This is a genomic window from Micromonospora sp. PTRAS2, from assembly GCF_054052245.1.
The window spans coordinates 704488-717107 of the sequence record NZ_JBSWBU010000001.1 but is presented as its reverse complement, the minus strand read 5'-3'; the positions used below and the strand labels follow the sequence as shown (position 1 = coordinate 717107).

The 12620-nt window shown below is 72.0% G+C and carries 13 protein-coding genes; 11 read left to right on the top strand and 2 right to left on the bottom strand.

The genetic code is table 11. The features are described from left to right. The first annotated feature begins 19 nt into the window (after window positions 1–19). The 8 genes from ACVMYR_RS03465 to purB all read left to right on the top strand — a co-directional run bounded on the left by ACVMYR_RS03465 (window position 20) and on the right by purB (window position 6910). A complete protein-coding gene (locus tag ACVMYR_RS03465) occupies window positions 20–271 on the top strand; it encodes a hypothetical protein (RefSeq protein ID WP_043961194.1) in 252 nt (83 codons plus the stop codon). A 75-nt stretch (window positions 272–346) separates the two neighbouring features. Then, window positions 347–1024 carry a hypothetical protein gene (locus ACVMYR_RS03460; RefSeq protein ID WP_457121091.1) on the top strand — a complete coding sequence of 226 codons (678 nt, stop codon included), beginning with the start codon at window positions 347–349 and terminating at the stop codon, window positions 1022–1024. Window positions 1025–1310: 286 nt separating this feature from the next. Further along, window positions 1311–1952, top strand: a complete 642-nt coding sequence (locus ACVMYR_RS03455; RefSeq protein ID WP_457121090.1) for a MauE/DoxX family redox-associated membrane protein — start codon at window positions 1311–1313, stop codon at window positions 1950–1952. 22 nt (window positions 1953–1974) lie between these two features. Next, window positions 1975–2517, top strand: a complete 543-nt coding sequence (locus ACVMYR_RS03450; protein ID WP_457121089.1) for a TlpA family protein disulfide reductase — start codon at window positions 1975–1977, stop codon at window positions 2515–2517. Window positions 2518–2621: 104 nt separating this feature from the next. Further along, the gene (locus ACVMYR_RS03445; protein ID WP_457121088.1) at window positions 2622–4436 is read left to right on the top strand and encodes an ABC transporter ATP-binding protein; all 1815 of its coding nucleotides are present in this window, start codon (window positions 2622–2624) and stop codon (window positions 4434–4436) included. After that, window positions 4433–4984, top strand: a complete 552-nt coding sequence (lepB, locus tag ACVMYR_RS03440; RefSeq protein ID WP_457121087.1) for a signal peptidase I — start codon at window positions 4433–4435, stop codon at window positions 4982–4984. Before ACVMYR_RS03445 ends, lepB begins: the two co-directional genes overlap by 4 nt. Before the next feature lie 61 nt (window positions 4985–5045). Beyond that, a complete protein-coding gene (locus ACVMYR_RS03435; RefSeq protein ID WP_457121086.1) occupies window positions 5046–5255 on the top strand; it encodes a hypothetical protein in 210 nt (69 codons plus the stop codon). Window positions 5256–5485: 230 nt separating this feature from the next. Then, the gene (purB, locus tag ACVMYR_RS03430; RefSeq protein WP_228986635.1) at window positions 5486–6910 is read left to right on the top strand and encodes an adenylosuccinate lyase; all 1425 of its coding nucleotides are present in this window, start codon (window positions 5486–5488) and stop codon (window positions 6908–6910) included. Window positions 6911–7040: 130 nt separating this feature from the next. On the opposite strand, the gene ACVMYR_RS03425 is transcribed toward purB, so the two are convergent. After that, the gene (locus ACVMYR_RS03425) at window positions 7041–7607 is read right to left on the bottom strand and encodes a YbjQ family protein (RefSeq protein WP_091282542.1); all 567 of its coding nucleotides are present in this window, start codon (window positions 7605–7607) and stop codon (window positions 7041–7043) included. Between the two features lie 24 nt (window positions 7608–7631). Further along, window positions 7632–8315, bottom strand: coding sequence for a S1 family peptidase (locus tag ACVMYR_RS03420; protein ID WP_077935506.1), 684 nt, complete (start codon window positions 8313–8315; stop codon window positions 7632–7634). Window positions 8316–8681: 366 nt separating this feature from the next. Between ACVMYR_RS03420 and purS the strand changes: the two genes are divergently transcribed. The 3 genes from purS to purL all read left to right on the top strand — a co-directional run bounded on the left by purS (window position 8682) and on the right by purL (window position 12620). Then, window positions 8682–8945: a phosphoribosylformylglycinamidine synthase subunit PurS gene (gene purS / locus ACVMYR_RS03415; protein WP_043961200.1), complete on the top strand. Its 264-nt coding sequence runs from the start codon at window positions 8682–8684 to the stop codon at window positions 8943–8945. Next, on the top strand, window positions 8942–9625 hold the full coding sequence (gene purQ, locus ACVMYR_RS03410; protein ID WP_043961201.1) for a phosphoribosylformylglycinamidine synthase subunit PurQ: 684 nt from the start codon (window positions 8942–8944) through the stop codon (window positions 9623–9625). Before purS ends, purQ begins: the two co-directional genes overlap by 4 nt. 64 nt (window positions 9626–9689) lie before the next feature. Further along, window positions 9690–12620 (top strand): phosphoribosylformylglycinamidine synthase subunit PurL, encoded by a 2931-nt coding sequence (purL, locus tag ACVMYR_RS03405; protein ID WP_457121085.1) that lies wholly within the window; start codon window positions 9690–9692, stop codon window positions 12618–12620.

Here is a 12620-nt window from a genome sequence, read left to right as displayed (position 1 = left end):
GGATGAACGGAGGTCGGGTGTGGACCGGCATCACGTACGCGCCGCGCTGCTGGCGGCCGGGTTGTCCCCGGACGCCTTCGAGATCGAGGGTGTGCACGAGCACGTGCCGGTCCCGCCCGACTTCTGGTTCCTGCGCCGCTCGCCCGACGGACGCTGGGAGATCGGCCTGTACGAACGCGGGACGCACGACGTCCGCCAGGCGTACGACTCCGAGGAGGCCGCCGCCGCTGGCCTCTACACGGCGCTGACGGGTCGGCCCGCGCCGTACTGATCCCTGTTGCCGGGCGTCCCTACTGTGGGTCCAGCCCGCCCGGACGTCACCGGCGGCACCCGTCAAGGAGTGGCCATGCCCGGTCGAGTCCTGCTCCGCCCCGCCCACCTCGCCCCCGTCGTCCTCGGCCTGGCCGTCGCGCTCACCGCCGCCGGCTGCGCGTCCACCGCCACGGGTTCCGGGGGGTCCACCGCGAAGACGACCGTCACCGAGGCACCCGGCGATGCGCCTGTCTCGGCCGGCTCCGGTTCCAGCTCCGGCGACAGTGGCACCGGCACCGGCACCGGCACCGGCACCGGCTCGACGGGCGGCGGCTCCACCGGTGGTGGCTCGACGGGCGGCGGTTCCACGGGCGGCGGTTCGACGGGCGGCGGTTCGACCGGCGGCGGTTCCGGTAGCAGCAGCGGCGGCGGGTCCGGCACCAAGTCCAGCGGCCCCACCATCGGATACTTCCGGGTCGCCCAGAAGCCGGCCTGCCCGGCCGGGACCAACGTCAACCCGATCGCCGGCACCCCGGTCGTCGTGGAGTGGAAGACCGGCAACGTCGACTCGGTCGCCCTCTCGGTCGACGGCCCCGGCGTGTACGGCGACAACTACCCGCCGGCCGGCAGCGAGACCCTGAACTTCCCCTGCTCCGGTGGCGAGGGCGACGTCCAGGAGCACACCTACACGCTGACCGTCCGCAACGCGCACGGCAAGCAGTCGAAGACCATCGTGGTGACCGCGAAGGTGCACGACATCCCGCGCGTCTGACCAGCGACGTCACCGCCGGCCCGTCCCGGCGCGAGGGGCGGGCTGGCTCGGGCGTCGGCCGGGCGCTGAGGGATCGGCCTCTACGAACGCGGCGTCTCCTCGATGCCTGGGGGACCCACGACCGAGGACACCGCCTGCCGTGCCCTGCACCACGCCCTCACTGGTCGCCCCGCCTTCTCCTGACCCGCCCCACCGGCTGCGTCGCTCGCCGACGCAGCATCGCATAAATAATCTTGCATATTTAAGGCTCTTTCCATGTGATGGTCAGGATTGTTAGCCTGACCTGGTGCTGGAGCACGTTGACATCGCGCTGCGCTGTCTGATCGGAGTGGTCTTCCTTGCCGCTGCCTTCGGCAAGGTTCGCAACCGAGGGGCCTGGCGCGAGTTCGTCGCCTCACTCGCCGCGTTGCGGATGGTGCCGGCGCGGCTCGTCTCCGCCACCGCCTGTGCAGTTGTCGTGGCGGAAGCTGCCGTCCCGATTCTGCTGCTGTTGCCGCCGACCCGCAGGCTCGGCCATGTACTCGCAGCACTGCTCCTGGTCGCCTTCAGCAGCGGGGTCCTCGTGACGTTGCACCGTCGGCAGCAGGTGGCCTGCCGCTGCTTCGGTGCGACAGGTGCGCCACTCGGGCGGCGACACCTCCTCCGTAACGGCCTGCTGATCGCTGCCGCGCTGGTGGGAGTGGTAGCCGGTGGTGCCGCCGGCGGCGTTGCGCTGGCGGGCGTCGCCGTGGCCGCCGTGGCCGGTGCAGTGGGCGGACTGGTCTTCGTGCGGTTCGACGACATCGCCGACCTCCTTGTTGCCCAGCCTGCCCGGCGTGGAGCCGTCGCCCAGCCCGTCCGACGTGGACCCGTGGTCCGTGAGGGCCTGGCGAAGGCCGCCGACATGACGACGAACCCGCGACAACGAAGTAGTCGATCACCCCGATAGCGCGACCCAAAGGAGCCCTTCCATGGCGTACCTTTCCGCTGCCGTCATCGTCGTCGGCGTGATCGGCCTGCTGAATCTGATCCTCACCTTCGGGCTGGTCAAGCGGCTACGTGAACACTCCGAACGACTCGCCGGCCTTGAGGCCGGGCACGGCGACCAGATCATGCTCCAGGCCGGGGACACCGTCGGGCCGTTCCAGGCCGTCACCGAGGACGGCGTGGCCCTCACCCGGGACGGGCTGGCTGGGCGTACCCTCGTCTCGTTCTTCTCCCCGGGATGCGCCCCCTGCAAGGAACGGATGCCGCAGTTCATCCAGTACGCGGCCGAGCACCCCGGTGGTCGGGACCGCGTTCTCGCAGTCGTGGTCAGTGACCCGGACGCCGCCGGAGGCTCCGTCGCCGCGCTGACGCCGGTGGCCCGGGTCGTCGTCGAATCCGACCGAGGGCCGGTCTGCACCGCCTTCGGGGTGCAGGGCTTCCCGGCAATCGGTCTGATCGACGAATCCGGTGTCGTCATTGCCAGCGGTTCCAGGCTCGACGAGATCTCGACGCCTGTGGCCGGATGAGTCCACCGGACGGCGGTGGCCCGGTCCGACTCGACCCACTCGCCGGGTCGCAGGAGGAGGCGTCGGACGGGTCGCCCCGCGCGACCGTGAGCCGTCGGTGGCCGATGTTGACCGCAGCCGCTGCGGGCGCTCGCCTCGTCCGGCGCGGGGCACCCCTGGTCACGGTCACCTACGGTCTGGTCACGGTGGCCGGTGCGGTGCTGCCGATCGTCACCGCCTGGCTGCTAAAGGCGGTCCTGGACGCGGTCGGCAGCGGCGTGGACCGGGCAACGGTGCTCGTCTCCGGTGCCGGTCTGGCCGTCGCCGGGCTCGGCACCGCCCTGCTACCACGGCTCGGCGACTACCTGACCGCCGAGATCGGGCGGAACATCGCCATCGTCGCCGACGACGAGCTCTACCGTTCGGTGGGACGCCAGGTCGGGCTGGCGCGTCTGGAGGACCCGACCTTCCTGGACGGGCTGCGGCTGGCCCAGGAGGGTGCGGCCATGCCGCTCCAACTGGTGGAGGCGGCCTTCGGCCTGGTCCGCGGGGCGCTTCTGATCGTCGGCTTCATCGGCTCGCTCACCCTGCTCAGCCCGGCCCTCACCGGACTGGTTCTGCTGGCCGCCGCACCGGTGTTGCTGGCCGAACTGGCGCTTGCCCGACGCCGGGCCCGGTTGCATTGGCAGATCGGCCCCTGGGAACGTACCGAGGTCTTCTACCGGACCCTGCTCCAGGACGCGCAGGCGGCGAAGGAGATCCGGTTGTTCGGCCTGGAGGGCTTCCTACGCGAGCGGATGCTACGGGAGCGGCGTCGCGCCAACCAGGCTCTGCGCCGCGTCGACCGGCGGGAACTCGCCGTCCAGGGTGTGCTGGCGGTGCTGGCGGCGGTGGTCGGCGGCGCCGGGCTGCTTTGGGCGGTCCGGGCGGCGTACGCGGGTGAGTTGACCGTGGGCGACGTCTCGATTGTGATCGCCGCACTCGCGGGGGTGCAGAGTGGGCTCAATTCGCTGGTGCGTGCCGTCGCGGACGGACGCGAGCAGCTGATGCTCTTCGACCACTTCGCGGTGATCACCACCGGTCCGGTGGATCTGCCACTGGCCGTCGATCCGGCACCGGTGGAGTCGCTGCGCCGGGGCATCGAACTGAGGGATGTCTGGTTCCGCTACAGCGACGAGCTGCCCTGGGTGCTGTGCGGCGTCAACCTGTACGTGCCGGCGGGTCAGGCAGTGGGACTGGTCGGGCTCAACGGCGCGGGCAAGAGCACCATCGTCAAGCTGCTCTGCCGCTTCTATGACCCGGGCCGGGGAGCGATCCTCTGGGACGGCGTAGACCTGCGCGACCTCGACGTGGCACAACTCCGCCGCCGGATCGGTGCCGTCTTTCAGGACTACATGGCCTACGACCTGAGCGCGGCGGAGAACATCGGGGTCGGAAACCTCCCGGCGTTGGCCGACCGGGACCGGCTGACCAGCGCGGCACGCCAGGCTGGGGTGCATCCGGCGATCGAGGCGCTGCCGTACGGCTACGACACCCTGCTCACCCGGATCTTCTACGGTGAGTCGGATCAGGGCGACCCGCAGACCGGGGTGCGCCTCTCCGGCGGGCAATGGCAGCGGATCGCCCTGGCCCGTGCCTACCTGCGAGAGGAGCACGATCTGATGATCCTCGATGAGCCTAGTGCTGGCCTCGACCCCGACGCCGAGTACGAGGTGCACAGCGCGCTTCGTGCCCACCGGGCCGGCCGGACCAGTGTCCTCGTCTCGCACCGGCTCGGCTCGATCCGTGACGCCGACCGGATCGTGGTGCTCGCCGACGGGCGGGTGGCCGAGCAGGGGACGCACGCCCAGTTGCTGGCAGCCGGTGGTGCGTACGCCGAGCTGTTCCGTCGTCAGGCGGACGGCTACCAGCTTGATCCGGTACCGGACGAGGCGCGGTGACCATATCGATCTCCGGGGTCGCCGCCCTCGCCGTCGCCGGGGCGGTGCCGTTGGCGGTGGCGTGGTGGCTGCGTGGTCGGTATGTGCTGGTCACGGTTGACGGTGAGAGCATGCTGCCGACGTACCGCCCCGGCGACCGGGTGCTGGTGCGGCGAATGCCACCCTCGGCGTTGCGTACCGGTCAGGTCGTGGTCGCCGGATGGCCGGACAGGCAGTGGGTACCGGGGCGGCGGGCCGTCAACAGTCGCTCGGTCTCGGACAGGGGTTGGCTGATCAAGAGGATCGCGGCGCTGCCGGGCGATCCGGTCCCGCCAGAACTGCCCGGAATGGACGTGTCGCAGGTCGACTCGCTGGCCAAGGTTGCCCCCGGCGGGAGGATGTCGGGCGACGACACCCAGACGGCGACCGTGCCGTCGGGGCTGCTGGTGCTGATCGGGGACAACCGTACGGTAAGTCATGACTCACGGCAGATCGGCTACTTCATCCTCTCGGACGTACTCGGCGTGGTGCTGCGAAAAATCGGTTCAGCGAATCATCGGAACAGTTAAATATGTACAATCTTCTTTGTTCCGTTCGGCGGGACGGACTCCAGTAACGAAGGAGGAAGCGATGATCCGACTGGTCGAGTCGCTGGGCGACCGGATGCTCAGCCTGGTCGTGCCTAAGGCAACGGCTACCGCGGCGGCGTGTCAGGGCAGCGCCTGGTGGGGCAGCTACTGCTACTGCCAGTCCTACCGGCCCTACTACCTGCGTTGCACGTGCGTCAACGGTGTGCCGTCCTGCACCTGCCAGCCCCGTGCCGGGATCGGCACCTGCTGATTCTGCCTCGGCGGTGAGCCCTGTCCTGCCAATCGGCGGGTCGGGCTCACCATCGCCTACTTCTGGGTCGCCGACGGACCGGCCCGCTCGGCCGGGACCAGCATCATCGTGGTGACCGCCCCGGTGCGCGACAGCCCAAGGTGTGACCAGCGCCTCCTGGCCTGGTCAGAGGAGGTGTCCGAGGTGGGCTGGCTCGGGCGGCGGTCCGAGCGTGCGAGAGAATGAGGCACGTGACGACGATCCCGAACGTGCTCGCCCACCGGTACGCCTCGCCCGAACTGGTCGCCCTCTGGTCGCCGGAGGAGAAGGTGCGAATGGAGCGGCGGCTCTGGCTCGCCGTGCTCCGCGCCCAGCGGGACCTCGGCGTGGCCGTTCCCGACGGCGTGGTCGAGGCGTACGAGCGGGTGCTCGACGACGTCGACCTGGCCTCGATCGCCGAGCGGGAGCGGGTCACGCGGCACGACGTGAAGGCCCGCATCGAGGAGTTCAGCGCGCTCGCCGGGCACGAGCACGTGCACAAGGGGATGACCTCCCGGGACCTCACGGAGAACGTCGAGCAGCTCCAGGTCCGCGCGTCGCTGGAGCTGGTGCGGGACCGGGTGGTGGCCACCCTCGCCCGGCTCGCCCGGCTCGCCAACGAGCACTCCGGGCTGGTCATGACCGGCCGGTCGCACAACGTCGCCGCGCAGGCCACCACGCTGGGCAAGCGCTTCGCGTCGGCCGCCGAGGAGCTGCTGATCGCGTACGAGCGGCTGGAGGAGCTGATCGCCCGGTACCCGCTGCGGGGGATCAAGGGCCCGGTCGGCACCGCCGCCGACCAGCTCGACCTCTTCGATGGCGACGCCGACAAGGTGGCCGAGCTGGAGCGCCGGGTCGCCGAGCACCTCGGCTTCGCCCGGGTGCTGGACAGCGTCGGCCAGGTCTACCCCCGTTCGCTCGACTTCGACGTGCTCGCCGCGCTGGCCCAGGTCGCCGCCGCGCCGTCGTCGCTGGCCACCACGATCCGGCTGATGGTCGGCCAGGAGCTGGCCACCGAGGGCTTCAAGCCGGGCCAGGTGGGCTCCAGCGCGATGCCGCACAAGATGAACACCCGGTCCAGCGAGCGGGTGAACGGCTTCGCGGTGATCATCCGGGGTTACCTGTCGATGGTCGGCGAGCTGGCCGGCGACCAGTGGAACGAGGGGGACGTCTCCTGCTCGGTGGTCCGCCGGGTGGCCCTGCCGGACGCGTTCTTCGCCGCCGACGGGCTGTTCCAGACCTTCCTCACCGTGCTGGACGAGTTCGGGGCGTACCCGGCGGTGGTCAACCGGGAGCTGGAGCGCTTCCTGCCCTTCCTGGCCACGACGAAGATCCTGGTCGCGGCGGTGCGCCGGGGCGTCGGCCGGGAGGCGGCGCACGAGGCGATCAAGGAGCACGCGGTCGGCGTGGCGCTGGCCATGCGGGAGCAGGGCGCCACCGAGAACGACCTGTTCGACCGGCTGGCGGCGGACGACCGGCTGGGCCTGTCCCGCGCCGACATCGACGCGCTGATCGCCGACCGGACGGCCTTCGTGGGCACCGCCGGCGCCCAGGTCGACCGGGTGACCACCCGCATCGCCAAGATCGCCCTCACCCACCCCAAGGCGGCCACCTACACCCCACCCCCCATCCTCTGACCCACCCCACCCCCACCCCCGGTTCGCCCCGGTGATCAAGAGATCTGCGTCATGCTGGAGATCAACTCCGACACTTTTCTCTTGATCACCGACCCGACCCCGGCCGACCCCGGGCCGGGTGGGTGGGGGGTCACGCGTTGCGGGTGGGGGTTTCGGCGGCCGAGGAGAGGTTGGGGGCGCTCGCCGGTTCGGCTATGCCGCCCGGGGCCTCGGCGATCGCCGGGTCGTGTGCCGTGTCGGCGGCGATCATCGGCTGGTCCGGGGGCATGACGTCCGGGGTCTTGGCGGCCACGATGACCGCGGTCCCGTACGCGCAGATCTCCATCCACATCTCGCCGCAGTCCCGGCTGTCGAAGCGCATGCCGATCACGGCGTTCGCGCCGAGGCGGCGGGCCTCCTCGCCGAGGCGGGCGACCGAGTCCGTACGCCAGCGGGTCAGGTTGTCCGGCGCCATGGGGTCGTACGCGCCGCCGCGGAGGTTCTTCACCCCCTCGCGGTACGGGTTGCGCGTCCTGGCCATCGAGGACACCACTTCGCCGAGGATCTGGCGGATCTCGTAGCCGGGCAGTTGATCCGTCGTCACGACCAGCACGGTTCTGATGCTGTCGCACCGGCGGGCGGCGGTTCGTCGGCCGTGGTCACCTGATCGGATGCTGCAAAAGGGGTCGGCGCGGACGGTCGGCGCTCGGCCGACCATCCGCGCCGAGGAGGGCGCTAACCGTCAGACACCGGCCACGGAGGTGATCCAGGCCCGGTTGTACGCGACACTGCCGTAGTTCTGGATGCTCACGCCGTCGGCGGTGGAGGCGACGCCCACCTGCTGGCCGTTGTAGAACTGCGGGCCGCCCGAGTCGCCCCGCCACGCGTTGCCGTTGACCGCGGTGCTCCGGATCGCCTGGCCGCCGTACGCGTCGGTGACGTTCGTGCTGGTCACCCGGACGCTGGCGGTCTTGAGCTGGCTGGACGCGCCGCAGCCGCTGTAGCAGGTCATGCCCCAGCCGTAGATCGTGTTGGTGGAGTTGACCGGCGGGTTGCTGCTGGCCAGCGAGACGGTGGAGGTGCTGACCGCGCTGGAGAGCCGCAGCAGCGCCAGGTCGTAGCGGGTGTAGGAGGCGCTCACGGTGCGGGTGGTGCCGCCGGAGGCGTAGTAGACGCTGCCGATCCGTACGGACATGGTGCCGCTGACGCAGTGCCGGGCGGTGAGCACCCACGTCGAGGCGATCACGCTGCCGGAGCAGGTGAAGGAGCCGTTGCTGAAGACGGCGGCGGCCCACGGTGCGGAGGAGACGGTGCCGCCGCCGATGATGGGCTGGGGGCCGGCCGGTGCGGCGGTGGCGGCGCTGGTGACGCCGAGGACGCCGGCCAGGGCGGCACCGGCCACGGCGAGCAGGGAACGGATGCGCATGGGGACGTACTCCTTGCCTAGGACCCGGGGTCGCCGGGTCGGTCGTGCCGGCGGGCGCGGGGGTCACCCGCCAGGACTTCCATTGACCTGTATCGATGGATACTAGGGGTGGCCAATTCTGGCGGCAAGGCTTCGATCGAGACTAGCCGATGTAACAATTTGGCGACCACTGGCGTGGTGAACCGCCTGCTCCGGGACGTTTCGCGTGTGATCGGACACGGAGCGGCCCCGCGTTCCGCCGGTTATGTTGATCACTGCCTGAACCGCGCCCGGCCGGTGCGGCTGAGGCGGTATCTGCCAGGTAGGCTGGCTGCGCTCGCCCGTTGTGGGTCGGCACCCAACTGCGTACACAGTCAGGAGTGCCCAGTGCCTCGCGTCGTCGTCGACGTCATGCTCAAGCCCGAGATCCTCGATCCTCAGGGCCAGGCCGTCGCAAACGCGCTGCCCCGGCTCGGCGTCAGCGACGTCGCCTCTGTCCGGATCGGCAGGCGGATCGAGATCGACTTCACCGGTGAACCGGACCTGGACCGGGCCCGGGAGATCGCCGACAAGCTGCTCGCCAACCCGGTCATCGAGGACTTCACCGTCCGCCTGGTCGAGACCGACGAGACCGCGGGCGCGCACCCGTGACCGCCCGGGTCGGTGTGGTCACCTTCCCCGGCTCGCTCGACGACGGGGACGCGGCCCGTGCCGTCCGGATCGCCGGCGCCGAGCCGGTCCGGCTCTGGCACGGCGACCCGGACCTGCGCGGGGTGGACGCCGTCGTCCTCCCCGGCGGCTTCTCCTACGGCGACTACCTGCGCTGCGGGGCCATCGCCCGGTTCGCGCCGGTGATGGAGACCCTGGTGGACGCCGCCCGGGGCGGCCTGCCGGTGCTCGGCATCTGCAACGGCTTCCAGATCCTCTGCGAGGCCCACCTGCTGCCCGGCGCGCTGACCCGCAACCAGCACCTGCACTTCCGCAACCGCGACCAGGTCCTGCGGATCGAGGCGGCCGGCACGGCGTGGACGAACGCCTTCCAGGCCGGCCAGGAGATCCTCATCCCGGTCAAGAACGGCGAGGGCTGCTACGTCGCCGACGCCGCCACGCTGGACCAGCTGGAGGCCGAGGGCCGGGTCGTCGCCCGCTACGTCGGCGGCAACCCCAACGGGTCGCAGCGCGACATCGCCGCCATCACCAACCCCGCCGGCAACGTGGTCGGCATCATGCCGCACCCCGAGCACGCCGTGGAGGCGCTCACCGGCCCCTCCCTGGACGGCCTCGGCTTCTTCACCTCGGTGCTCAAGCACCTGGTGGGGGCGCCGGCGTGACCGTGCGCGGCACCAACGGTCGGCTCCACCGCCCCTGCGGCGGCGAGCGCAGCGAGGAGAGGTCATGACCACCCATCCGGACCCGGCGGTACGGGAGACCCCGGGCGGCCTTCCGGCCACCCCGGCGGAGCCCTTCGCGGCCACCGTGGCGCCGCAGGCCGGCCCGGTCGACCCGGCCGCCCGTCCCGGCGAGCCGGTCCACCCCGAGTCGTCCCGGCCCGTCCCGGCCGCCGACTGGGCGCACGGCCTGGACACCGTGCCGCGCGCCGTCGAAACCCCCGAGGAGCTCCAGCCGTACGCCGAGCTGGGCCTCCGCGACGACGAGTACGACCGGATCCGGCAGATCCTCGGCCGGCGTCCCACCCAGGCCGAGCTGGCCATGTACTCGATCATGTGGAGCGAGCACTGCTCCTACAAGTCGAGCAAGGTGCACCTGCGCCAGTTCGGCGAGAAGGCCCCGCCGAGCGACCGGCTGCTGGCCGGCATCGGCGAGAACGCCGGTGTGGTCCAGGTCTCCGACGAGCTGGCGGTGACCTTCAAGGTCGAGTCGCACAACCACCCGAGCTTCGTCGAGCCGTACCAGGGCGCGGCGACCGGCGTCGGCGGCATCGTCCGGGACATCCTCGCCATGGGTGCCCGCCCGGTCGCCGTCATGGACCCGCTGCGCTTCGGCGCGGCCGAGCACCCCGACACCGCCCGGGTGCTGCCCGGCGTGGTGGCCGGCGTCGGCGGCTACGGCAACTGCCTCGGCCTGCCCAACATCGGCGGCGAGGTCGTCTTCGACCCCTGCTACCAGGGCAACCCGCTGGTCAACGCCCTCTGCCTCGGCGTGCTGCGGGTCGACCGGCTGCAGAAGAAGGAAGCCACCGGCCCCGGCAACGTCGTGGTGCTGATGGGCGCCCGGACGGGCCGCGACGGCATCGGCGGCGTGTCGGTGCTGGCCAGCGCCACCTTCGACGAGGGCAGCGAGCAGCGCCGCCCGTCCGTGCAGGTCGGCGACCCCTTCATGGAGAAGCTGCTGATCGAGGCGTGCCTGGAGCTGTACGACGCCGAGCTGGTCGTCGGCATCCAGGACCTCGGCGGCGCGGGCCTGACCTGCGCGCTCACCGAGACGGCCGCGTCGGCCGGCACCGGCATGCGGGTCTGGCTGGAGCGGGTCCCGCTGCGTGAGGCGTCGATGGAGCCGCAGGAGATCCTGGCCAGCGAGTCCCAGGAGCGGATGCTGCTGGTCGTCGCCCCGGACAAGCTGGAGGCGGTGCTCAAGACCGCCGAGAAGTGGGGCGTCTGGGCCACCGCGATCGGCGAGGTCACCGCGCCGTCGCCGGACGGTCGGCCCGGCCGCCTGGTGATCACCTGGCGCGACCAGCTCGTCGTGGACGTCCCGCCGGGGTCACTGGTCGACGACGGTCCGGTCTACGCCCGCCCGATGCGCGAGCCGGCCGACCTGATCCTGCTCCAGGCCGACCGCGCCGAGACGCTGCCCCGGCCGTCGACGCCGGAGGCCCTGCGCGAGACCGTGCTGCGCATGATCGCGTCGCCGAACCTCGCCGACAAGACCTGGGTCACCGAGCAGTACGACCGGTACGTGCTGGGCAACACCGTGCTCGCCCAGCCGGAGGACTCCGGCGTGATCCGCATCGACGAGCGCACCGGCCTCGGCGTGGCCCTGTCGCTGGACGGCAACGGTCGGTACGCCCGCCTCGACCCGTACCACGGCACCAAGCTGGCGCTGGCCGAGGCGTACCGGAACGTGGCCGTGACCGGCGCGAAGCCGATCGCCGTGACCAACTGCCTCAACTTCGGCTCGCCCGAGGACCCGGGCGTGATGTGGCAGTTCGCCGAGGCCGTGCGCGGCCTGGCGGACGGCTGCCTGGAGCTGGGCATCCCGGTGACCGGCGGCAACGTCAGCTTCTACAACCAGACCGGCGCGGCGGCGATCCACCCCACCCCGGTGGTGGGCGTGCTCGGCGTGCTGGACGACGTGGCCAGCCGGGTGCCGATGGGCTTCGTCCCGCGCACCGGCGGCGACCACGACCAGCTCTTCCTGCTCGGCGAGACCCACGTGGAGCTCTCCGGTTCCGAGTGGGCCTGGGTGACCCACGAGCACCTCGGCGGCATCCCGCCGCAGGTCGACCTGGGCCGCGAGCGGCAGCTGGCCGACCTGCTGGCCGAGGCGGCCCGGGTCGGGCACCTCAGCTCCGCGCACGACCTCTCCGACGGTGGTCTCGCGCAGAGCCTGGTCGAGTCCTGCCTGCGGCGCGGGGTCGGCGCGGTGATCGCGGTGCCGGAGCAGTTCGCCGGCGGCTCGATGCCGTTCGTCTTCCTGTTCAGCGAGTCGGCCGGGCGGGCCCTGGTCTCGGTGCCGCGCGGCCACGAGAAGGCGTTCACCGCGCTCTGCGCCGAGCGCGGGGTGCCGTGGGAGTTCGTCGGCGTCACCGACCCGGCGAGCGGCGCGCTGGAGGTGCGCGACCAGTTCCGGATCGGCCTGGACGAGCTGTCCGCCGCGCACACCGCCACGCTGCCCCGGCTCTTCGGCGGGTCGGAGCCGGCCGAGTCGGCCGCCCCGACCGCGCGGGCCGCCGCTGCGGTGCCGGTCGCCGCTCCGCCCGCCGTCGTGACCCCGGCCCAGCCGGCTTCCGTGACCCCGCTGGAGCCCGCCGTCGCGGCGGCACCTGCCGCTGCGACGACGCCGGCACCGCCGGCCGTGGCGACGCCGGCCGACGACGAGGCACCGTCGGCAGCCGGGTCGCCTGCCCCGCAGGCTGCCGGAGCACCGGACGCGGACGCCGAGCCGGCCGGGCCCGGCGAGCCGACTGCCGCCGACGCGGCTGCCCCGGCAGCCACCGACCCGGCCCCGGGCGCCGACGCGGCGCAGCCGGCCGACGGTGGGACGCCGCCGGCCGGGGCCGAGCCGCAGCGGGTCGACGGCCCGGAGGCGACCGCCGGCTCCGACTCCGGTGAGGCAGGTCCGACGGCCGCGCCCGACCAGCGCTGA